A 20880-nucleotide genomic window follows, 5' to 3' on the forward strand; every position below is an offset into this window, starting at 1 on the left:
ACTAATAAATCCACTATTTATCCTTAATGTTCGTTTAATAATTGGTCGAGTTTGCTGGCAGTCCAGTATTTCCGGTGCCGTTCAAGCAATACAATAATTGTTCCCGTTGGGAACGAGTCTTGGTTTTCTAAAGGTTGCACCATTAAGTAATGTTTTTGCCCGTATTGGTCGGTGCATACCGCTTCCGCTGGGCTGCCTACGGTTGCGGTGCCTACCGTTATTCTGGCCTGTAAACCCTTAAATTCATGCTTAGAAATGGCGCTCGATTGGCTTTTGGGAAATACTCTGGCGATCGTTCTTCCTAAAAAGCGTGCGCTTAAAATGGCAAACAATAATGCTCCCAAGTGAGTCATAGCCGAGGGGAGTAAACCATTGCCACTGGAAAGGCTTAAGTAATTGAGGCTGAGCCCAGCAAGACCAAAGCTGCTTAAAAATAGAATGATCCAAACCAGCAACGGTAATTGATTTAAATATAACCAACCGAGCAGCCCAGAAAGCGCGCCACTATCTACATTGGCGTCCATATCCACGTTAAGATCTATGGGGAGAATGTCATCGAGCATGTTGAGTAGACTCACACCCACTAATAAGCCTAATATTTCTATAAGAGCCAGCCCAAGCACAAAGGCTAAGGCCAAGCTAAAGCTGGTATTCACATCTGCGAGTAAAAATTGGTACATTCAGCATCCTTTTTACAATAAAAAATTGAAACGAGTCTTCGCTTCATTTCAACAGCATACCTTAAACATTAATCGCTAGTTTGGCGCAAGTTTTCGTTAAAGCCATAACCAATATGGAGCATTCTCGCGACAATTACATTGCCATCATCAAAGTGTTGAGCTTTCTCTGCCTTACTCGCTTGTCGGCATAAACTAGCCCGCACACTTATCAAAGCTATTATTTAAATAAACATTAATCTAAGTGGTTGATATTACGCTTTGATTTTTCCACTCTCAAGTGGAAACACTCCGTTTTGCGAATTGTTTTAAGGGAGAATGACTGGATGTCAAATAACAGGATGTATTTTGTGAACTTACAGGGTTTTATGAAGAGACTGCCAATCATGTGAATTCATGGTGTTGATTTAGATATTTATGAGTCAACTCAATATTGCAAGGTACGCGAAAGGCATCGCTTGATAAGCAACCATGATTTGCTCTACATATCGATCCTGTCGCGATTTTTACGGAAGCGCAGATCTTTTAACTTTGCTCGATGTCGATCAATAAGCACAACATACCGCCGATAAGATAAGCCAGCAAATCCATTCCGTCGAAGGTCGATCCTAAAATAATATGTAATACCGATGAAGGGGCAATGTTCAGCCATTGGTTGACTTGCAGGTACTGTCCCATCTCTATTAAATATGCGATAAGGACTGCTGCCGCAGCCGTTATTTTAGAAGAAACATTCACAATACTGGCAAGCAAATAGTGCAGCCACACCACCACTAATACATCTCCCAAGGTCGGTCGAATAAAATCATCTCGCACATAGCAAGCAATCACTATCAACACGACTAGCCACAATAGGCTCTTTAATGCATGGGTCAACGAAAAGCGCAGCCGTGACCTTGAACCAAAGCCGCCATCACGGCTGTTGCTTTTATTTGCTTGTTTAAGCTTCTGCGGGGTCACGATTAATCTCGGTTGTGAGCTCAGGTACTGGCTTGCTGCGTTGGTACCAATCTACCTTGCGGGTTAATAACATCACGAAACTCAAAACGACGAAGCACAACAAGGTCCCCATGAGTAATGCGTAATTTTCTGCCTGAAGTAAGCCAAATAGAATGCCATAGAGAATTAATAGGCTCATCCCAAACACCATGCCATGTTTGGTGCTATTTAAGATGCCGCCAACATAGATACTCAATAAACTGGTTGATGCAACCGCAGACAATATATACGCCCAGTTAAAGCCCATATGTTCGCTCATTGAAATTAATAGTAGATAAAATATTGCAAGTGCCAAACCAACAAAGCCATATTGCACGGGATGGATAGGTCGCGCTTGAAACAGTTCCAATAAAAAGAAGCTGACAAATACCAGGGTAATAACCAAAAGCGAATAGTTTACCGCGCGATGTGATTTCAGATAGTGGTCTACAGGATCAATAAGGCTTACTCCCATTTGCCGTTGTTCTAAGTCGGCGCAGGAGTCCACGCTCGACAAACAACTTTCAAACCATTGAGCGATATTGGTTGAGAAGTTATTGCTGGACCACTGGGCTTTAAAGCCGGATTCGGAGATGCTGGACGAGACTGGTAAATAGTCACCAATAAAGCTCGGATGTGGCCACGCAGAAGAGAGTTCGACAGTGGTGCGGGCGCCGATTGGTGCAACTTGTAATGTGCCTGTGCCTTGCAGCAGAAAATTTAGGTCGAAAGCCAAAGGTTTAGTTAAATCGATTTGTTGGAGTTCTAAATTGCTATGAAACCCTTGGGGAAACTGGCTTAGTCCTGTCCCGGGAAAAACTTCAAAGGTCTTTCCCGCTAGGGCCATCTCATCAAGTCTGATTAAGCCCCGGCTATCTCGAACCCCTACAACCATACTTATTTGGGTTATCTCGTATTGACGTAGTGCATCTAACGCTGCAAGTTCAAAAGTTCCTCTTAATGTGGTCTGTGCTTTGTATAGTCGAGCACGATAAATACCCCGATATTTTTCAAAGCTGTCCAGTTGAGCGCTCATGTCAAAAGTTTTGGGTAAGATAAATTTTCGGTTCGCCAATCGGTAAGTTTTGCCATTGCGAAGGTCTGGAACCGTGTAGTTCACCATGATAAAAGGACCGATAATATGTTGCTCGCTGCTACTGCTGCGAGCGATGTCGTTGATGACTTGTTCCTGGTTAACTGAACGCTCAGAGATTAGTCCACTGAGCATAGAAACGGGAATTTGAAGCAATATAAGTAAAAACAGCACGAATCCGAATTTCATGCCGAGTTGATGATTGAGGATTTGTTTCATTTTTCATTCTCCTTAACTGATGTTTTCAATTTAAAACAATAGTTTGGAGAATCGATGGAGCTTGTGTAGAGTTTTTATGTAGTTGCTAGGTTTAACGTTACTTTTACGCCCAAGCTTACATTTTTAATCTGAAGGCTACCTTTGTGCAGTTTCATGACCTGGTCTACAAAGTTGAGTCCCAGCCCGCTACTTTTCACTCCGTTTTCGCGTGGCAGAGAATAAAATCGCTCGGTCAATCGCGGCATCGCATAGTCGGGGATATGCGGACCTGAATTATAAATAGATAGATTGACCGCTTCCTTAGAGACAGCAAGCTGCCATTCAATCAAGCCATCTTGCTCTACAAAATCTAAAGCATTATCCATCAAATTATACAGTGCTTGTTTGAGTAAGAAAGACTCGCCAAGCACCACGCTATTTCGGTCGCATTTTATATTGCAAGTCGCTGCTTTGGCACTTAAGCGAGCATCTGCCGCCAGCACAACATCATCCAGTGCTGCTGCGATTGATATTTTCTCTAAGGTTTCTAACTGAGGTCGTTGTTCAAGGCGCGTTAGTTCGAGTAGATTATTTATCAGGGACAGCATTCGGTCACTTTCTCGTTCGATGTTATTTGCGAAACGAGCTATTTTTTCTTCAGGCAAAGGCATTTGTAAAATTTCGCTGGCACCTTTGATGGCTGAAAGTGGGCTTTTTAACTCATGGGTGAGAGTCTGCACATACTTTTCCACGTATTGCTTGCCATCAAGTTTATTGCGCATTTTCTGCAAGGCATCTCCGAGGGCTTGGTACTCATAGGAAATGCGAAAAACTGGTTTGGTGACTTTCTCTCCTTGCCCCAATTTTTTTGCGTAATCTTCGAGTCTGTTGAGTGCCGAATGAATACGCCAGGCGAACAACGCCCCAGCAATAAGCACCAAGCCACTCATCCAAATCATCCAAAACAAAACATTGCGTTTGGAGCGGTCAATAAAGGGTTGAACGGAGCGATTGGATTTGGCAACCGTTAAGCTGCCGATGATTTCTCCGTGGTGGTAAATTGGCGCAGCAATATGCATGACCGTTGATAGTGGATCGTTGGGATCCTCGGTGGAACTGCGCGCACCGTATTGGCCGCGTAGTGTGAGGAATACATCATTCCATTGTGAGTAATCTTTGCCTACATCTTGTTGCCAGGAATCGGCAATGACGATGCCTTGTTGATCGGTAATATAGATGCGGTGATTACTTGCTTTTTCGCCGACGCCCCAGATGTGAGATAGTGGATCTCGCTGGCCATAAGCGCTTAATAATTTCGCAAATCGACTCTCTGACATGTTGCCATTGGCGACATCTTGCTCCGCCAATACGGCAAGCAAGTTTGCCATATCGACCAGTGTTTCTTCCGTGGTTTGGCGTACGGTAGGCTTGAGCTCCAAAATTACGGTTTTGCTTACCATGTAGGCAGTTATTCCAAGCAGGATAAAATAGAGCAAGAACAGTCTAAATCCTAAGGGTATCTTCGGCCAGCGACTCATGACTGCCCCTTTAGATTATAAAAATAACCAAAACCTCGTTTGGTACGAATGCGTTGATGCATGGCAAACGGCTTCAGCTTGTTACGGATAGCTTTAATGTGGGTATCAACATTACGCTCGTAAGCAGCTTCTGGCGCCATATCGGCAGCTATCATCAATTGTTCGCGGCTCAATACATTGGAGGATACCGAAATCAGTTTGTTGAGGATCTTAAACTCTACTGCGGTGAGACCGAGTTTCTGATCGTTGACACAATAGTCAAAATTATCAGCGATTAATTGTTTGGTTGGTATTGGCTGAACTGCTGCAAGCGCTGGCGTCATTGTTCGAGATTTAATGCGCAGCTTGATTCTTGCTAACATTTCTCTGGGGCTAAACGGTTTGGTTACGTAGTCATCTGCGCCTATTTCCAAACCAACCACTCGATCTATCTCTTCGTTTCTCGCGGTCAGAAAGATGATTGGCAGATCAGAAAACTCGCGAATGGTTTTGCACAGTTCAAAACCATTCCCATCGGGTAAGCCGACATCCAACACTAACAAAGCAACGGCGTTCTCTTTCAAAAACGCTAAGCCTTCACCTGCCGTTGCAACCCACTGAGGGCAATAGCCATCCATTGCTAATACATGAATGAGATTTTCAGCAATTGCTGGTTCATCTTCAATGATGAGTACCGTTAATTTTTCATTCAATGTTCGAACTCCACAAAACGACTTACTGGCTATTTATTGCGATGTAAAAGCCAACCCTGTGGTTAGCTCTCAGGTTTTGAATCACAGGCTATCGAATTAGTTTTATCATGGCAAAAAATAAAACAGAGAAGCTAGTCCCGTTTAAATACTCAGCGAATGAAGAGGGATTAAAGTGCCTGGCAAGAGCTGTTCAGATTTGGCTGGACAACAATCATGAGTTGGAGTCGAGATTGAGGGCTCTCAATGTTGGCTTACATGACGTCGCAAACGGTTTTACTATCAACAAATTGTTCGAAACTTACTATCTTACTATCTCTTAGTGTCCATAAGTGGGCAACTCTGGCTTTGAAATGTTTGCCGGTTGTCTTATAGGTTCCACTATAAGTACCATAAGCAAAAACCTTGTCACCTGACGCAACATAGTCTTCAACTGCAAAATTATAGCCATCCCATTCGCTGGCTAAACGCGCAAAAACATTTTTTTCAATTTCGTCAAATCCTTGGTACGTTCCCGCATAAGGAAAGCCAGCCGCTTCGGTCCATTGAGTGTCAACGCTTAGGTAACGTTTGAGGTTTTTGCCGTTTTCTTCCGAGGTTTTACCTTCATAGGTACTTTTTACAATATCAAGATTAGTCATCGAGTTAGTCTCCTAATTAAAAATCTCTTGATGGTCATAGTCATAGGACCGTGTTTAGATAGGCCTTAAGCATAACGAACACAAGGCGCTTCGAATAGCCTTAAATGAAGCTAAAATTTAGCTTAAGAGATGGCCTGTGAAGACTTCATCGCGGGTTCAGTGTTGAAGGTATTTTGGACTGCATGGGGAAATGAGCTGGTTTGGCCTGCGTATAAGATCATCGCGATTGTTAAACACGACGACATCGCCATGCTGTGTTTTGCTAGCAGAGCAGCCAAACACGCGATTGCCTTGCTTGCTAAAAGGCGAATAGCGGCTTGGCGCAAATCACTAAAGTATTTTAACGACGTCTTCAAATGCGAGACGAGGTCCTCTTGGATAGTTTTGTGCTGCATCCCCATAGCCAAAATTGATGATGAAGTTAGATTTATAACGCCCCTCAGGGAAGAAGCTGTCATCGACCAGTTTGTTATCAAAGCCACTCATTGGGCCGCAATCTAAACCCAGGCTGCGAGCAGCCATGATGAAATAGGCGCCCTGCAAACTTGAATTTCTAAAAGCGGTTGCATCGCGGAAACTTGCATCATTCGCAAACATGTCTTTGGCTGTTGGATAAGCAGGGAATTGCTCTGGTAGATGATTATAAAACTGCTGGTCAGAGGCAATGATGACCGAGGCCGGTGCCGCGAGGCTTTTTTGCTGATTCCCAGGCGCTAAGGCTTTATTTAACTTTTCTTTTGCGTCGGCACTTTTAACGACCACATAATAACCGGGTTGACAGTTCATGGATGTTGGCGCCCATTTCATTAATTCATAAAGTTCTTTAATCAATTCATCGGGTACCGCTTTATCTAAGAAAGCATTAAATGTTCGGGCTTCCGTAAACAGCTGGTTTAGAGCCTGTGCATCTAGTTTGGTAGTCATATTACTCTCCGGTTCATGTGGGTAAGTATTTTGTTATTCACGAATGAAGTTTCAATTTATAGTTTGGTTTGCGTTGTATGCTTTTATATTAGCTAACCCTTGCTCAAGCTAAGCGTAATAACTATTGTGGTCGAATTTAGTGAATGCGCCATTAAAATAGTTAAATGCACTCTAAAATCCCCTAAATTTTTTAAGTCACTCCGATAGTTGTGATTTTCGCCAGCAAGAGCGAGCACATGTTGAGCGATGGGCCATATATGGATGGTTATATGCGGATGCTTATATGCGGATGGTTATATACGATTGCAATTGTAAGCGATTAGGTGAGGTATAAAGTGGCCTTAGCTGGATGATAACCCGTGAGATTAATACCAATCTAACTCATTATCTGTTGATTCTCTCTGTTGATTCTTGCAACCTAAATCAGCGCTAACTGGGTTATGTGTTTTGTCATTAGAGCCACTGGTGACTGCACATCATGCTTGGTTATCGGCAGATTTATGCTGCGCAATCAGTTGAGCATATAATGAATCAGCTTGCTATAATATGACGTTTTAGGCTAGCCAAGCGTGCCAGCGATGATGCTGACACCTGCTCGATAAACCTAAGTGAGCGCTTAACCCGAAGTTTATACAAATTAGCTTAGCTATTGGAAGTTAGTGCTGTTTGTATCGAGCGAGTCGCAGGGAAATTACACTGCTGCTGGCTCTAAGCATGTTGAAGCGGTGGGTCACTTTCTCACAGGTCTAGATTTCGAGTTAAAACTTCTGCGGATGTAATAATTCGTTTTGTCCGATAAAGCTCTGGATGTTTTTCATCGTCGGCGTAGCCAACGGGCTCTCCAGCACCAGTATTAACAAACCAAGAGTTTTCTGGTTTACGATCACCCAGCAGTTTTTTAAATTCGGTTGGCTTAACACCAATGGCTTTAGCTGCCGCATTGTAGGTGCAGCGAGTCTTAATATTGTTCAGGTAATCTCGGATGATGATTATTTTATCCAGCATTAAAAAGTAATTCCTCGAAAGTTAACGCCAAGCTCAGGCTTGTTGCCCGCTTGGCTTATTTCACCTATCAAGATAGGCCATTTTGTTGTATCACATGAAGCGCTAGGTTATGGCATCTTCGGGTACATTTTCTTGATATTGCGGAACACCATCTGCGATAGTTTTCCAGTTTGCTTTAGAGCCCACTAAATATGTCTTCCCAGTTCAATGTGAGGATCTTCGTTAATACAAGCTAAAGTTACCCCGTGGACTCTACCATTATAGAGGCCACAATGTGTTGAACCGCATTGACTACAAAATTGCAGGCCAAATCCATGTTTACCCACATAAGAAGTCAGTAAGGTTTCACCAGACACCCATTTGAATTTATTTGCATCAACTAAAGCATAAGCCGAGGCTTGCAAACTGAATGCCTTGCGGCATTGGGAACAATGACAGGAACGAGCATCTCGTAATACGCCATTAATACAATATTTGATTTCCCCACAGAAACACTCACCAGTGATAGGCATCCACTTCCCTTGATAGATTAACCTGTATAAATCTAGCACGATTTGCTTGGTTTATGCATTTCAAAGAGAAAAGTGATGCAGTTTAGGGTGTTGATATCTGCAAAGATGCGCCCATTTTACACGACATAGCCGTGATCAACATCCGTTCGATCAACAAACCTAGCAAAAAAACATCAAAGTCTGGTTAAGCATCTTGGCATCGTTGATGGCTTAAGGGGCTGGCGGTTGCCGGTAGTTGCCGATGCTTGCCAAAGTTCTCGCTATTGGTTCTCTGAGCATATGGGATGCGAAGTGAGTGCTTGGCCTACTTTGTTAAGCCTTGCTTGGATTAGATGTTCTCCCTGCTAGCAAAGCGGTTCGACGCGCTTAGAACGTTAATGATGGATAGTGATATTCGCCGAGTCGTTGTTCAGGTCTCACTTCTGTGAGTGTTTGAGCGATTTTTTAGTCCTTCGTTCGCAATATGAGCAAAGGCTGGTGATTTGCTCTTTAGTCATGGCTGTGACGTCGTTTGCTCGCCTTTCTTTCGCTTATCCGCTTGAAGCAGCATATTGCTTTCACAAGCTCAATATTTTCGGTGTCGCTATCTTGCCACGGTTGTAAAAAACATTGAGTTGTCATTATGAGTGATTTTTCCTGTGGAAACTCTGTTCAATACAGGCCCCCTCATAAACTTTTGTAAATTTGAATCTGAGCAGCTTTATCTTTAAAAAAATACACGATTAATTTCTATTCCTTACAAAACGTGAAGTTATTGTGTGTCGATAATCGTTTTAATAGCCCCATCAAGAAAGGGGAATTAAAACAATGAAGTCAGTGATTGCGGTTGACCTCGGTGCGTCTAGTGGACGTGTCATGGTTGGATATTTAAGCGAAGGAAAGCTTACTTTAGAAGAACTCCATCGTTTTAAAAATCATCAAGTTAAAGTGAACCAGCAGCTTTGCTGGGACCTTTATTCGATTTTAGAAGAAATCAAAATTGGCATTAATAAGGTATTGGATAAAAACATTCATGTTGCCTCGCTCGCGATTGATACTTGGGGCGTTGATTTTGTATTACTCGACCAATTTGGTCGTCATCTGGGGGAGTTTGTCAGCTATCGAGATCAGCGTACTCAAGGGATCCAAGAAAAATTAATTCGTGAGAGTGGCATTAGCCGACAGGATATCTACGGGATAACCGGCATTCAATTTTTGCCGTTTAATAGCATTAATCAGTTAAAAGCGATTACCGATAGCCAGCCAGAGTGGTTAGAGCAAGTGGATAGCTTGCTGTTTATACCAGATTACCTTAATTACAAGCTTTGCGGAGTGAAGCATTGTGAATACACCAATGCGTCTACCAGCCAGTTATTGGCTTGTGATGATCAGTCGTGGTCGCCTGCTTTAGTCGAAGCCTGTGGGGCAAAGCTCGACTGGTTTTTACCGCCAAGCCTGCCAAATCGTATGATTGGCCAATATCATTTGGGAAACATCAGCATCCCAGTTTGTTCCGTTGCTAGCCATGATACAGCCTCTGCGGTCGCGGCCACGCCTATTTTTGACCAGCATTGCGCTTATTTAAGTTCTGGTACCTGGTCCTTGTTGGGCATTGAAAGTGAGCAAGCTTATACCTGTAATAAAGCTTTCGCTTATAACTTAACCAATGAAGGTGGGGTGAATGGGCGTTACCGGGTTCTGAAGAACATTATGGGTTTGTGGCTGATCCAGCAGATTAAAGCGGAGAATCCATCTTTAGCTTTTAGTGATATTGCGGCGCTGGCAAAGATGGCCAAGCCTTTCGAATTTATCATCAACCCCAATGACGATGCCTTTTTAAACCCCGCGTCGATGACCGACGCGATTAAAGCGTGGTTTAAGCAGCGCTCACAACCCTCTCCCGAAACGCTTGCTCAAGTGGTGCGCTGCATTTATGACAGCTTAGCCTTGGCCTACGCCAGCGTGTTGGGTCAGTTAGCTGAAGTTTCGGGTCGAAACCTGCAGGAGCTGCGTATTGTTGGCGGAGGAACGCAAGATCAATTCTTGAATCAACTGTGTGCCGATGTTTGTGAGATCAAGGTTTCGACCGAACCGACCGAAGCCTCGGCACTTGGCAACGTGGTGAATCAATTTATCGCTCTGGGTGTCCTAGCCAATCTTGAACAGGCGCGCCAGCTGGTGCACCACTCTTCTGAAGTGAAAATCTTTGAACCACAGCCTATCGCTTCACTTCAAGCAATTAAAAATCAATATAAACAAATCATTAAGTAGGTACTGAAATGAGTAAAGAACAAGTTATTAGCGCTTATCACTATGCCAAAGAAGTATTTGAAAAACATGGGGTCGATACCGAGCATGCTTTGCAAGCTCTGAATGAAACTGCGATCTCCATCCACTGTTGGCAGGGGGATGATGTGCGCGGTTTTGAATCGCCTGATGTTGCGCTTAGTGGCGGGATACAGGCGACCGGAAACTATCCGGGTGCCGCAAAAACGCCCGCCGAGCTGCGCGCCGATATGGAGCAAGCATTTTCTCTCATTCCGGGTAAAAAACGGGTGAACTTACATGCGATTTATTTAGATACCGACCAGAAGGTAGAGCGAGATCAACTTAAACCTGAACATTTTGCGACTTGGGTTGAGTGGGCAAAACAGCAACATTTAGGCTTGGATTTTAATCCTACTCTGTTCTCTCATCCAAAGGCGGATGATGGCTTTACTTTGTCGCACCCAGATAAGGCGGTACGGGATTTTTGGATTGACCATGTGAAGGCTTGTCGCAAAATTTCTGAATACTTTGGCCGGGAGTTAGGCAGTCCTTCGGTGATGAATATTTGGATCCCCGATGGCATGAAAGATCAACCGATTGATCGTTTATCGCCTCGTCAGCGCTTGGCTGAATCCTTAGATTTAGCTTTGGTTGAAAAAATTGATGCGCAATATCATAAGGATGCGGTAGAAAGTAAGCTGTTTGGCATCGGTGCCGAGGCTTACACCGTGGGCAGTAATGAGTTCTATCTTGGCTATGCCGCTACCCGTAATATTGCACTTTGCCTTGATGCCGGCCATTTCCATCCCACTGAATGTATTAGTGATAAGATCAGTGCCTGCTCCATCTATATCCGCGATTTGTTACTGCATGTGACCCGTCCGATCCGTTGGGATTCGGATCACGTGGTGTCATTTGACGATGAAACTCAAGCCATTATGCGCGAAATCGTACGTAACAATTTAAATGACCGAGTCTCAATCGGCCTTGATTTCTTTGATGCTTCGATTAACCGCATTGCTGCCTGGGTCATTGGAACCCGTAACGCGCAAAAAGCCTTGCTCAAAGCGCTACTAGAGCCGGTCTCAAAATTAAAAGCGGCTGAGCAGAGTTACGATTACACCTCTCGCTTCGGTCTTATCGAAGAGGCGCATTCACTGCCTTGGCAAGCGGTATGGGATTACCACTGCTTACAGAGTGGTGTGCCAGTCGGCTTTGATTGGATCCACCAAGTAAAAGATTACGAAGCGACCGCTTTATTGGCGAGATAGCTTCACAGTAAAGGCTTGCCGAAACTGTGATAATCGCGGCGAGCCAACAAACTCTTACTCTACAAAATAATTTAAAAGGAATAAAAATATGTCTGTAGTAGCAGGTATTGGCTGGCACTTGGTTGGAGCGGCATCCGCGGCGGCCTTTTACGCGCCCTATAAAAAAGTGAAGGGCTGGTCGTGGGAATTGATGTGGTCGATTGGCGGGCTATTTTCTTGGGTATTAATGCCGTGGTTAGTGACGTCGATGTTGGTGCCTAACTTCAGCGAATTTTACTCGCAGATCCCGATGTCGACCTTCGTGATGATGATGTTTTGTGGCGCGATGTGGGGGATCGGTAACATCACCTATGGTTTAACTATGCGCTATCTTGGTCTCTCCATGGGGATTGGTATTGCGATTGGTTTGAACCTTGCGGTTGGAACACTTCTCCCACCGATTATTCGCGGCGAACTGATGACTTTGGTCCACTCCGATGGGGGCAGTCTAACTTTTGTTGGTATTTTCATTGCGTTAATTGGTATTGCCATTGTCGCTTATGCCGGAAATGAGAAAGAGAAGGCGCTGGGCGAGAAAGCGGAAGAATTTAACCTCAAGAAAGGGGTGACCTTAGCGATTATTTGCGGCATTTTTTCTGCCGGATTTGCCTTCGGTTTAGAAGCGGCTGCACCGATTAAAGCTCAGTCAGCGGCTTTAGGGATTAATTACTTGTATGTGGCGATGCCCGCTTTCGGCTTCATCATGGGCGGTGGCGCGATCGTTAATTTCGGCTTTTGTTTGTATCACATCATTACCAATAAAGACATTTCAGTACGAGCCGACATGTCGCTAGGGAAAGGTTTGATGCTCCGCAACCTATTGTTTACCGCGATGGGCGGGATCATGTGGTACCTGCAGTTCTTTTTCTATGGGTGGGGCGAAGCTTCAGTGCCAGAGCACCTTAGCTACATCAATTGGATGTTACACATGTCGGGCTATGTTCTGTTTGGCGGTGTGATTGGTTTAGTGATGGCCGAATGGAAAGGCGTTGGTACTCGTCCAGTACGGATCTTAATCCTTGGTTTATTGGTCATTACTGCCGCAGCGAACGTGGTTGGTTTAGGTATGGCGGCTTAAGGAGTTAAATCATGAAAAGAAAAACATTTGTGATGTACGTTAACCCAGCTTGCCACGACGAATATCAAAAACGGCATGATGAAATTTGGCCAGAGATGAAAACGCTGCTCAGTTCTCATGGGGTACACAATTATTCTATCCATTTACTGGCCGAGCAAAATTTATTGTTTGCTTATGCCGAAGTGGAGAGTGATGCGCAGTGGGATGCGATTGCTGATACCGAGATATGTAAAAAATGGTGGGTTTATATGAAGGATGTAATGCCTTCAAATCCAAACAACTCACCGGTTTCAAAATCACTCAAAGAGGTTTTTTATCTACAATGATTTCATTAAATGATGCTGTTAAAACTGAGATTGCCAAGGTAACGGAAGTATCGCAATACCTTTGGCAGCGCGAGTGGGCAGAGCGCAATGGCGGTAATATTTCCGTTGATCTAAGTGAGTTGATGGATGACGTGGTGTGTGATGCACCGATTAAACCGTTACCGGTTCAACTCCCTTTAGCCAGCGCCAATCGTATTTATTATGTAAAGGGGACAGGCCAACGAATTCGAGAATTACGCGACGCGGCATACGCTGGCTGCATATTGCGGATTAATGCCGACGCTAATGCTTACCAAATTCTTTGGGGGGGGAAGGCGAGCGAAGATTTTGCGCCCACTTCTGAGTTTATTAGCCACATTAAAATTTTGCTGGCTCAGCGAAACGCCAAGGTGCCACATCGAGCCGTTGTACATACCCATCCTTTGGAGTTGATTGCTTTGTCTCATCATCCCAAAATTGCTCAAAGCAGTGAATTATTCACTCACACCTGTTGGAAAATGTTACCCGAAGTGCGCGCCTTTGTGCCACGGGGGATTGGTGTAGTGCCTTATTGCCTGCCATCGTCTGAGGAAATGGCCGATAAAACCTCCGATGTATTAATGACGCACGATGTCGCGATTTGGGAAAAACACGGCGCAACCGCCTCGGGCGGGGATGTATTACAGGCTTTTGATTCTATCGATGTCGCGAATAAGGGAGCCAAGCTGTATCTGATGTGTCTTGCCTCTGGTTATGAGCCGGATGGCGTCAGCCAAGAAAACATGGATATTTTAAAACGAGAATTTAATTTGTGAGGTCATGATGTCTGTATTTAAACTCGCGTTTCCTAAGATTAACTTTTCTGGCGTTGGTGCCATTGAAGCATTAATTGAACGTTTATTGCTTGAGCACCAAGGCGACGCAGGCCTGTTAATTTGCGACCCGGCAATGGTCAAGCTCGGTTTTAGCAATAAGCTATTACTTAGTGAACTCAACTTGACGTTGTTCTCAGCGGTGCGGCCGAATCCCGACACCAATACGGTGAATAGCGCTTTTGATCTGTTCGTTAGCAGCGGTGCCAAATACTTAATTGGTTTTGGGGGCGGTAGTGCTATCGACACCGCCAAAGCGGTAAGAATTTTGTCGGCTAACCCTGGGCCTATTGCTAAATATAATGGGGTCGAACAAGTAGCTCAGTTAGGTGTGCCACTATATGCCATAAATACCACTGCAGGCACCGCCGCTGAAGTGACCAGTAATGCGGTGATTACCGACACCGAGACACATGTGAAGCATGTTCTTATCTCGGATAAAATCATTCCTGATGTTTCGGTGAATGATCCCTCGGTGATGTTAGGGATCCCTAGCGCCATTACTGCTGCAACGGGGATCGATGCCTTGACCCATGCCATTGAATCTTATGTGTCGCAGGGGGCGCATAAGCTAACCGACTACATTTCACTAGAAGCGATTAAAACCATTGCTGAATATCTGCCACAAGCAGTCGATGATGGCAGTCGTATAGAAGCCCGAGAAATGATGGCCTATGGGCAGTTTATTGCAGGTTTATCTTTTAATAGTGCGGGATTGGGGATGGTGCATGCTATGGCTCACCCTGCAGGTGCGCAGAAAGATCTCCCCCATGGTGTTTGTAACGCCATATTGTTGCCAATTGTTAGCGAATTCAACCGCCCGTATCGGGTTGAAAAATTCGCAAAAATAGCTCAAGCCTTAGGGTTGGATACTTCTGAACTCAGCCCCGAACAAGCCAGTTTTGCTGCAATTCAAGGGCTTAAAGACTTGAATCGCAGAGTTGGGATCCCGAGTGGATTTGCTGAACTGGGAGTGAGTGCGCAAGATACCCTCGCATGGGTTGACGATGCACTGGCAGATCCTTGTGCGGGCGGGAATCCACAGCCGATGACTCGGGAGCAAGTGGTGGCCTTATATCAACAATCCTTATAGATAGTTGGGCTGAGAGCCTGCTCTCAGCTTTTTAATGGGGATTGTCTGATAATCATTCAAAATTACGGGGGAAGCGAATGTTACATCTAAAATCAGAAGAATTTGTTGGAACAAAATCTAGTATTAAGGTGTTGAATCGAGACCCTCAATTTGATTACCCAGAACACTGTCACGACTTTTCTGAGCTTATTTTAGTCAGTGCTGGTAGTGGTGTGCATATTGTAAATGGCTTACAGAAAGTGGTGTTGCCAAATACTTTGGCTTGCGTCAGCGACAATGATTACCATCAGTACGTGGATAATCGTGATGTCACCTTGGTTAATATTCTCTATAACAAACATCAGCTCAATCTAAGTCCTAAAGCGGTGAATGTGATTAAACATTTAGAGGATGGTGCGACCAATCTATTAATCACCGAAGACTCATTTGAGCCTATTTTGGCAATAGCGGATAATATGCGTATTGAGCAGCAACGCGAGTATAAACATTCTGAGGTGATGGTGTCGTTAATGTTTGAGCAGTTGTTGTTGACGATAGATCGTTTGAACATGACTCAGATTGATAATTCCCCCTTAATGAATGCCATTGTTTTTCTGATTAATAATTATAGAGAGCAGGATCTTTCGGTGCAGCAGATCTGTGATTCTTTTCAGGTCAGCTCACGAGCCTTAAGCAATAAGATATCGCAGCTTACAGGCTCTTCGACCAATAAGTTTTTGAACCAATTACGAATTAGAAAAGCGATGACTTTAATCGAAACGGGTCTTTCAATTACCGATGTTGCTTATCGGGTGGGTTATAACGATAGTAATTACTTCAGTACCAAGTTTAAATGCATTACTGGTCAAAGCCCTAGCGCCTATAAAAGCCATACACTTTAACCACTTAGAGAACGGACAATATTTTACTCCTCGCTGTTAAACATCATTTGCTTGCGATCCGTTTACAGTAACGTTTGGGTGTGATTTTAGCGATTTGTGCAAATTCTCTGGTCATATGAGATTGATCTGAAAATCCATAATCCAATGCCAATGTGACTAAGTTGCTATTAGGTTTGTGTTTGAGATGTTCGATGGTTTTTTTGACCCGCAATATTCTTTGGCATTGTTTGGGGCTTATACCTACCCATTTTTGAAATTGACGCTCGATTTGACGCTGACTCAGTGGCATACCACTCTTCGAGAGCTGGTTATTGTTGGCGTTCTGAATCACCTGCAAACAGCGCAATACTGAGGCTGGAATGCATTGGCAAATATCAACGGTATTATTCAACCATTTATAGAGTGCTGTAATTCGAGCTTGGTGATGAGGCGTATACTGCAGGCGGTTTGCCATTCGCTGCAACCAGCGTTGCTGTTTATTATCTTGCTGTGCTACCGATTGCTCGAATTGAGTGCGTAATATATCGACACTAATACCAGGCTGAAAACGAACTCCCGCGACTTGAGTCCCCGAAGAGAGCATTATGGTGTGTGCTTGTTTGCTTATCGGTAGCAGCAGCGCCTTTGCCGAATATGGAATGCCATCAAATTCAACACTTCCAGCTAAAATAAACATGATGCCGCTACAAGCATCAGCTTGTAGCCACTTTGTCATGTTCTTCCCTGGAGTGGCCGGAACCGAGGCTGACCAGATCCCTTGAACATAGTGCGCTAAGCTCCCTTTTGGTTGAAACAACCTGAAATCAAAGGGAGACTCAGCAGATCGGAGCGCTTGATTAGTTTGGTTGATAATTCCCTACCTCGGGTTTAAAGGTTTTGGAGATCCGATTCCAACTATTAATCGCATTCACCGCGATTGTCAAATCAACCAAACTTTGTTCGCCAAACATTGCTAGAGCCTGTTTATAGGCGGCTTCTGTGACGGATCGATTTGATGTGATCAATTCCGCCCATTGTAATGCCGCACGTTCAAGTTCGGAATATAAGGGCGTATCCATCCAGGCACTCAAGCCATATATCCGCTCTGGGCGTTCTCCCAATTTAAGGGCGTCTTTGCTATGCATATCAATACAGAAGGCACATTGGTTGATTTGTGAAACCCTTAGTTTCAGCAATTCCCAAGTGGTGATATTCACCGAATGGGAGTGACTAAATTGCTGGCGAAGATAGTTTTCTTGTTCGAGCAATATCTGCATTGCCTGAGGTGAGCTTGAAAAATAGTTTAATCGCTTAGTCATCGTTTTTTCTCCATGTTGAGTGTTGAAAATAACCGATAGCTTTCAATGTTTATTGAATATTTGCGACATGTTGCTATTGATCTGCAGATCTCTGGATCTGCAAGCAGGCTGATGTGGCATTGGTAGGGGAGTGGCAAGCGTGAGCATTTGGTCTGCTTCGCAGTATGCGTGAAACAGCAGATGCTTCGTAAACACTTGGTCGAACATATACGCTTAACGATTTGCCTCAAGCATTTCTATCACAGTTATTAGCGCTTTCAGCAATATGGGAGAAGGCGCTGAAGCGATCACTTGGAGCAAGATGCCCCTCGAGGTTAATCGATAAGCCGCTTACTCCAGTGTTAGCTGCATATCGTCGTGACCCACTTGTACATTGCTGGGCAACTCGCCGTTGTATTGGTGTAGAAAACTGTCTAATTCGTGTCCGATATGACTAAGCACCCACTGAGTTTCGGGCATGGCGTGGGCGAACTCAAATACATCGTAGAGATTATTGTGGTTGGGGGAGTGTTGCAGTGGTGAATAGCTACAATCGATCACGACATAATCGGGCTGATGTCGCAGCAGTTGTTGCCAGCTTGGATCGGGGATCCCTGCGGTATCGGTTAGATAGGCAATCTGTCCTTGAGCACTGCTAAACAAATAGCCCAGGGTTGGTTTTGAATGGTTAAGGCTGAGCGGCATAATCTCGATGTCAGCCAACTGAAATCGAGAATAAGCTTTATTCGCTTGCTGAAAATCGAGGATGCCTGGGTGTTTGAATAAATCATCGCAACCATTGGGGTCGTTCGGTTGATAAATTGGGATGGGGTCGGCAATTCCCCAGCGTAAATCAAACAGCGCTTGCACATGATCCATATGATAGTGGGTCAGGAGAATGGCATCGATAGAGTTAGCGGGAAAACGGCTTTGTAGTTGTGGATGATTGGCATCGATGAGTAAACACTTACCATTGACTTCTAATACCGCTGAACTGAGTTGACGGCTTAAGCTGGGATTTTTTTGAGCGCGCTTACAGGCGATACAATCACAGCCGTAAAGTGGAGCCGCTTGGACGTTGCCAGTGCCTAATAAGGTGAGTTTCATGTGATATATAACTCGCTAGTTTGGGTATCGATATACTTGAGTAATTTCTTCACGGTGACGGCTAAACTGCGGTTGTTATCTAGTCGCCAGAATTCTTGTTGTAGATTGGTTTGATATTGCTGGTTACGCCGCAGCCGAGCAGTAATTGAATGTTCTTGTTCTCGGCCCCGTTTGCGTAAACGTTCGGCTAATACATCTTGTTCTACCTCTAGGACAATCACTCTTAAACGTTCTCCGAATAAGTCTCTGGCGAGGTCTATTTGTTGACGTGAGCCATTGAATAATACCGAAAACCCCATACTGAGCCAGGTGTTTACTTCGTTTCCCACGGCGTAATGGCAGCCATTGGCTTGCCAGTCCATGGCAAATAAGCCGCTACGTTTGCGGTGGGTATATTCCGGTAAACTTAAGGCGATGTGGTTTTCACCGCCGCTATCTGCTGCTCGGGTGATGTAGCGGTGAGCAATCAGTAAGTTACTATCGGCTTTTAATTGCTCCCGCAAACCATCTATGATGCTGTCTTTACCTGAACCAGAGGGGCCAACTAAATAAAACAACTTGGCTTCGCCGACGATGACTTCATTACTTAATGAGCTATTAGATATCAAAATACTCGCTCTCCTTCACGCCATACTTGTAGGACGCGTAAGCGGTCTTGGCTGGGCTTGGCTAAGACCAGATCTGCACGTTTATTTTCATGAATACTGCCTCGGTCATCCATACCGAGGGTTTGTGCAGGCTTAAGGCTCACCATTTGAATGGCTTCACATAGGTTATAGTGGTTGTTGTCCATCTTCGCAACCTGATAGGCTGCATCCAACATACTGGCAGGGTAGTAGTCCGAGGATAGGATATTTAATACGCCTTCACTGGCTAATTCGGCCGCCGCCACATTACCGGAGTGTGAACCGCCTCGCACGATATTCGGCGCGCCCATCATCACTTGTAAACCCGCTTGACGTGAGGCCTGCGCTGCGGCAACGGTGGTTGGAAATTCGGCGATTGCACAGCCTAAGGCGGCTGATTCCAGCACATGCTCTACGGTGGCATCGTCATGGCTGGCTAAAGTAATACCGCGCTCGCGTGCTGCGGCTGCGATGTGTTTGCGGTTGGCATCGGACCAGCGCAATGAGGCTTCGGTTTGCTCTGCTTCAAAGCGCGCCATGGCTGGTTCGTTTAAGCCATATTTCCCCATGTAATAGGTACGATATTTTTCGCTATCGATAAATTGGCGTTGTCCGGGCGTATGATCCATCAACGAGACCATGGCGACCGGCCCTTGCTCAACCAAGGTTTCGAAAATGTTGGCGGTATCGGCATTGGGGAGTTCACAGCGCAAATGCAGAAAATGTTCGGCTCGATTTTCACCGCGTTGTTGAGAATCGACAATGGTATGCAGCATGCGCTCTAGATTCGCTAAGCGGGTGCCGTGGTCGTTAATATAGCCCAATGCAATCGCGTCTAGTACTGTGGTGATACCACTGGAAACCATCAGGGCATCGTGACTTGCCATGGCTGAACCTGCAGGCCAATTCACCTTCGGTCGCGGCGTAAAAAATTTTTCCAGATTGTCGGTATGTAATTCGATTAAACCCGGCAAAAGATAGGCGCCGTCGCCGTCAATCGCACTGCAGTGTTGGCTTCGCGTGTCACTGAGTGCGATGATCCGGCCATCTTTTACTTCTAGCGAGCCCTTCACGACTTCATGTTCCAAAATCATATTTACGTTGGTAATGATCATTTTATTATCCTGCTAACGAAGGGCTGGTTTGCATTGGGTGTAGGCGGTCGGCGACGAGGTCGCGAACCCAGTTGTCGTGAAAGATACCAACGATGGCTGCCCCACGTTGTTTGGCGGCTAAGATCAATGTCACCACTTGTTGGGCATTCACTTTATCTAGCGAGGCGGTGGGTTCATCGAGTAATAAAATTGGATAGTCGAGGGCAAAGCCGCGGGCAATATTGACCCGCTGCTGTTCACCGCCAGAGAACGTTGCTGGGGCTAAGTGCCATAGTCGTTCGGGGACATTCAATTGGCTTAATAGGGTTTGTGCCTTGGAGCGGGCCAATGATTCACTGATGCCATTCTCGAGCATGGGCTGCATGACGATATTCAGAGCCGAGAGGCGAGGGATCACCCGTAAAAATTGACTGACCCAGCCAATGGTATGGCGGCGCAATTCGATGATTTGGCGCGGTTGGGCTTGCGCCATATCTAACCAGTGTTCACCCTGGCGGATCAGTAATTGGCCTTGGTCAACCTGATAGTTGCCGTATAGCGAACGCAGCAGACTGGATTTTCCTGAGCCAGAGCTACCGTTAAGAACTAAACATTCACCGCCATATATTTCCAGATTTTGCTGGCATAGTACCGGTAGGCGAGCCGCACCTTGGTTATGTAACACAAAGGTTTTATCGATGTTTTTGGCTATCATAAGCGCTTGCATGGTGACTC

22 protein-coding genes are annotated in these 20880 nt (G+C 45.0%); 7 read left to right on the forward strand and 15 right to left on the reverse strand.

The window, feature by feature from the left end; translation table 11 throughout:
* Positions 1 to 23 precede the first annotated feature (23 nt).
* The 9 genes from ACRRS1_RS06530 to ACRRS1_RS06570 form a co-directional block, all read right to left on the reverse strand.
* Positions 24 to 680, reverse strand: a complete 657-nt coding sequence (locus ACRRS1_RS06530) for an OB-fold-containig protein (protein WP_432468126.1) — start codon at positions 678 to 680, stop codon at positions 24 to 26.
* Positions 681 to 1202: 522 nt separating this feature from the next.
* Entirely contained in the window at positions 1203 to 1637 is a 435-nt protein-coding gene (locus tag ACRRS1_RS06535) for a DUF2809 domain-containing protein (protein ID WP_432468125.1), read from the reverse strand.
* Positions 1618 to 2967 (reverse strand): cell envelope integrity protein CreD, encoded by a 1350-nt coding sequence (creD, locus tag ACRRS1_RS06540; RefSeq protein ID WP_432468124.1) that lies wholly within the window; start codon positions 2965 to 2967, stop codon positions 1618 to 1620. The genes ACRRS1_RS06535 and creD overlap by 20 nt, the downstream gene beginning before the upstream one ends.
* A gap of 74 nt (positions 2968 to 3041) precedes the next feature.
* Positions 3042 to 4406, reverse strand: a complete 1365-nt coding sequence (gene creC, locus ACRRS1_RS06545) for a two-component system sensor histidine kinase CreC (RefSeq protein WP_439036006.1) — start codon at positions 4404 to 4406, stop codon at positions 3042 to 3044.
* A gap of 74 nt (positions 4407 to 4480) precedes the next feature.
* Positions 4481 to 5176, reverse strand: a complete 696-nt coding sequence (locus tag ACRRS1_RS06550) for a response regulator (protein ID WP_432468122.1) — start codon at positions 5174 to 5176, stop codon at positions 4481 to 4483.
* 251 nt (positions 5177 to 5427) lie between these two features.
* The gene (locus tag ACRRS1_RS06555; protein ID WP_432468121.1) at positions 5428 to 5814 is read right to left on the reverse strand and encodes a nuclear transport factor 2 family protein; all 387 of its coding nucleotides are present in this window, start codon (positions 5812 to 5814) and stop codon (positions 5428 to 5430) included.
* A 330-nt stretch (positions 5815 to 6144) separates the two neighbouring features.
* Positions 6145 to 6738 (reverse strand): malonic semialdehyde reductase, encoded by a 594-nt coding sequence (locus ACRRS1_RS06560; protein ID WP_432468120.1) that lies wholly within the window; start codon positions 6736 to 6738, stop codon positions 6145 to 6147.
* Positions 6739 to 7476: 738 nt separating this feature from the next.
* Complete coding sequence (locus tag ACRRS1_RS06565) at positions 7477 to 7743, reverse strand: hypothetical protein (protein ID WP_432453958.1); 267 nt, start codon at positions 7741 to 7743, stop codon at positions 7477 to 7479.
* Between the two features lie 185 nt (positions 7744 to 7928).
* Complete coding sequence (locus ACRRS1_RS06570) at positions 7929 to 8255, reverse strand: GFA family protein (RefSeq protein ID WP_432453957.1); 327 nt, start codon at positions 8253 to 8255, stop codon at positions 7929 to 7931.
* Between the two features lie 807 nt (positions 8256 to 9062).
* On the opposite strand from ACRRS1_RS06570, the gene rhaB reads away from it, so the two are divergent.
* From rhaB to ACRRS1_RS06605, 7 genes are all read left to right on the forward strand, one after another.
* Positions 9063 to 10505: a rhamnulokinase gene (gene rhaB, locus ACRRS1_RS06575; RefSeq protein WP_432468119.1), complete on the forward strand. Its 1443-nt coding sequence runs from the start codon at positions 9063 to 9065 to the stop codon at positions 10503 to 10505.
* A gap of 8 nt (positions 10506 to 10513) precedes the next feature.
* Entirely contained in the window at positions 10514 to 11773 is a 1260-nt protein-coding gene (locus ACRRS1_RS06580) for an L-rhamnose isomerase (RefSeq protein WP_432468117.1), read from the forward strand.
* An 88-nt stretch (positions 11774 to 11861) separates the two neighbouring features.
* Positions 11862 to 12890: an L-rhamnose/proton symporter RhaT gene (locus ACRRS1_RS06585; RefSeq protein ID WP_432453954.1), complete on the forward strand. Its 1029-nt coding sequence runs from the start codon at positions 11862 to 11864 to the stop codon at positions 12888 to 12890.
* An 11-nt stretch (positions 12891 to 12901) separates the two neighbouring features.
* On the forward strand, positions 12902 to 13216 hold the full coding sequence (gene rhaM, locus ACRRS1_RS06590; RefSeq protein ID WP_432458959.1) for an L-rhamnose mutarotase: 315 nt from the start codon (positions 12902 to 12904) through the stop codon (positions 13214 to 13216).
* Entirely contained in the window at positions 13213 to 14010 is a 798-nt protein-coding gene (rhaD, locus tag ACRRS1_RS06595; protein WP_432453952.1) for a rhamnulose-1-phosphate aldolase, read from the forward strand. Before rhaM ends, rhaD begins: the two co-directional genes overlap by 4 nt.
* A 4-nt stretch (positions 14011 to 14014) precedes the next feature.
* Positions 14015 to 15160 carry an iron-containing alcohol dehydrogenase gene (locus ACRRS1_RS06600; RefSeq protein ID WP_432453951.1) on the forward strand — a complete coding sequence of 382 codons (1146 nt, stop codon included), beginning with the start codon at positions 14015 to 14017 and terminating at the stop codon, positions 15158 to 15160.
* Positions 15161 to 15237: 77 nt separating this feature from the next.
* Positions 15238 to 16041 (forward strand): helix-turn-helix domain-containing protein, encoded by an 804-nt coding sequence (locus ACRRS1_RS06605; RefSeq protein WP_432453950.1) that lies wholly within the window; start codon positions 15238 to 15240, stop codon positions 16039 to 16041.
* A 43-nt stretch (positions 16042 to 16084) separates the two neighbouring features.
* Here the strand turns inward: ACRRS1_RS06605 and ACRRS1_RS06610 are convergent, their stop codons facing one another.
* The 6 genes from ACRRS1_RS06610 to phnL form a co-directional block, all read right to left on the reverse strand.
* Positions 16085 to 16837, reverse strand: coding sequence for a helix-turn-helix domain-containing protein (locus ACRRS1_RS06610; protein ID WP_432453949.1), 753 nt, complete (start codon positions 16835 to 16837; stop codon positions 16085 to 16087).
* 40 nt (positions 16838 to 16877) lie between these two features.
* Positions 16878 to 17339 (reverse strand): carboxymuconolactone decarboxylase family protein, encoded by a 462-nt coding sequence (locus tag ACRRS1_RS06615; protein ID WP_432468116.1) that lies wholly within the window; start codon positions 17337 to 17339, stop codon positions 16878 to 16880.
* A 330-nt stretch (positions 17340 to 17669) separates the two neighbouring features.
* Positions 17670 to 18425, reverse strand: coding sequence for a phosphonate metabolism protein PhnP (gene phnP / locus ACRRS1_RS06620; RefSeq protein WP_432468115.1), 756 nt, complete (start codon positions 18423 to 18425; stop codon positions 17670 to 17672).
* Complete coding sequence (phnN, locus tag ACRRS1_RS06625) at positions 18422 to 19033, reverse strand: ribose 1,5-bisphosphokinase (RefSeq protein WP_432453946.1); 612 nt, start codon at positions 19031 to 19033, stop codon at positions 18422 to 18424. The genes phnP and phnN overlap by 4 nt, the downstream gene beginning before the upstream one ends.
* On the reverse strand, positions 19030 to 20166 hold the full coding sequence (gene phnM / locus ACRRS1_RS06630; RefSeq protein WP_432458962.1) for an alpha-D-ribose 1-methylphosphonate 5-triphosphate diphosphatase: 1137 nt from the start codon (positions 20164 to 20166) through the stop codon (positions 19030 to 19032). The genes phnN and phnM overlap by 4 nt, the downstream gene beginning before the upstream one ends.
* Positions 20167 to 20170: 4 nt before the next feature.
* The gene (gene phnL / locus ACRRS1_RS06635) at positions 20171 to 20872 is read right to left on the reverse strand and encodes a phosphonate C-P lyase system protein PhnL (protein ID WP_432458963.1); all 702 of its coding nucleotides are present in this window, start codon (positions 20870 to 20872) and stop codon (positions 20171 to 20173) included.
* Positions 20873 to 20880 lie beyond the last annotated feature (8 nt).

Origin of the sequence: Agarivorans sp. Z349TD_8 (assembly GCF_050870825.2) — a bacterium.
In the GTDB taxonomy this organism is placed as follows: domain Bacteria; phylum Pseudomonadota; class Gammaproteobacteria; order Enterobacterales; family Celerinatantimonadaceae; genus Agarivorans.

Excerpts from the sequence above, each read along its gene's own strand:
- ACRRS1_RS06530 (WP_432468126.1), bottom strand. The coding sequence starts at position 680 with ATGTACCAATTTTTACTCGCAGATGTGAATACCAGCTTTAGCTTGGCC.
- creD (WP_432468124.1), bottom strand. The coding sequence starts at position 2,967 with ATGAAACAAATCCTCAATCATCAACTCGGCATGAAATTCGGATTCGTG.
- creC (WP_439036006.1), bottom strand. The coding sequence starts at position 4,406 with ATGGTAAGCAAAACCGTAATTTTGGAGCTCAAGCCTACCGTACGCCAA.
- ACRRS1_RS06555 (WP_432468121.1), bottom strand. The coding sequence starts at position 5,814 with ATGACTAATCTTGATATTGTAAAAAGTACCTATGAAGGTAAAACCTCG.
- ACRRS1_RS06560 (WP_432468120.1), bottom strand. The coding sequence starts at position 6,738 with ATGACTACCAAACTAGATGCACAGGCTCTAAACCAGCTGTTTACGGAA.
- ACRRS1_RS06565 (WP_432453958.1), bottom strand. The coding sequence starts at position 7,743 with ATGCTGGATAAAATAATCATCATCCGAGATTACCTGAACAATATTAAG.
- ACRRS1_RS06570 (WP_432453957.1), bottom strand. The coding sequence starts at position 8,255 with ATGCCTATCACTGGTGAGTGTTTCTGTGGGGAAATCAAATATTGTATT.
- rhaB (WP_432468119.1), top strand. The coding sequence starts at position 9,063 with ATGAAGTCAGTGATTGCGGTTGACCTCGGTGCGTCTAGTGGACGTGTC.
- ACRRS1_RS06580 (WP_432468117.1), top strand. The coding sequence starts at position 10,514 with ATGAGTAAAGAACAAGTTATTAGCGCTTATCACTATGCCAAAGAAGTA.
- ACRRS1_RS06585 (WP_432453954.1), top strand. The coding sequence starts at position 11,862 with ATGTCTGTAGTAGCAGGTATTGGCTGGCACTTGGTTGGAGCGGCATCC.
- rhaM (WP_432458959.1), top strand. The coding sequence starts at position 12,902 with ATGAAAAGAAAAACATTTGTGATGTACGTTAACCCAGCTTGCCACGAC.
- rhaD (WP_432453952.1), top strand. The coding sequence starts at position 13,213 with ATGATTTCATTAAATGATGCTGTTAAAACTGAGATTGCCAAGGTAACG.
- ACRRS1_RS06600 (WP_432453951.1), top strand. The coding sequence starts at position 14,015 with ATGATGTCTGTATTTAAACTCGCGTTTCCTAAGATTAACTTTTCTGGC.
- ACRRS1_RS06605 (WP_432453950.1), top strand. The coding sequence starts at position 15,238 with ATGTTACATCTAAAATCAGAAGAATTTGTTGGAACAAAATCTAGTATT.
- ACRRS1_RS06615 (WP_432468116.1), bottom strand. The coding sequence starts at position 17,339 with ATGACTAAGCGATTAAACTATTTTTCAAGCTCACCTCAGGCAATGCAG.
- phnP (WP_432468115.1), bottom strand. The coding sequence starts at position 18,425 with ATGAAACTCACCTTATTAGGCACTGGCAACGTCCAAGCGGCTCCACTT.
- phnM (WP_432458962.1), bottom strand. The coding sequence starts at position 20,166 with ATGATCATTACCAACGTAAATATGATTTTGGAACATGAAGTCGTGAAG.
- phnL (WP_432458963.1), bottom strand. The coding sequence starts at position 20,872 with ATGCAAGCGCTTATGATAGCCAAAAACATCGATAAAACCTTTGTGTTA.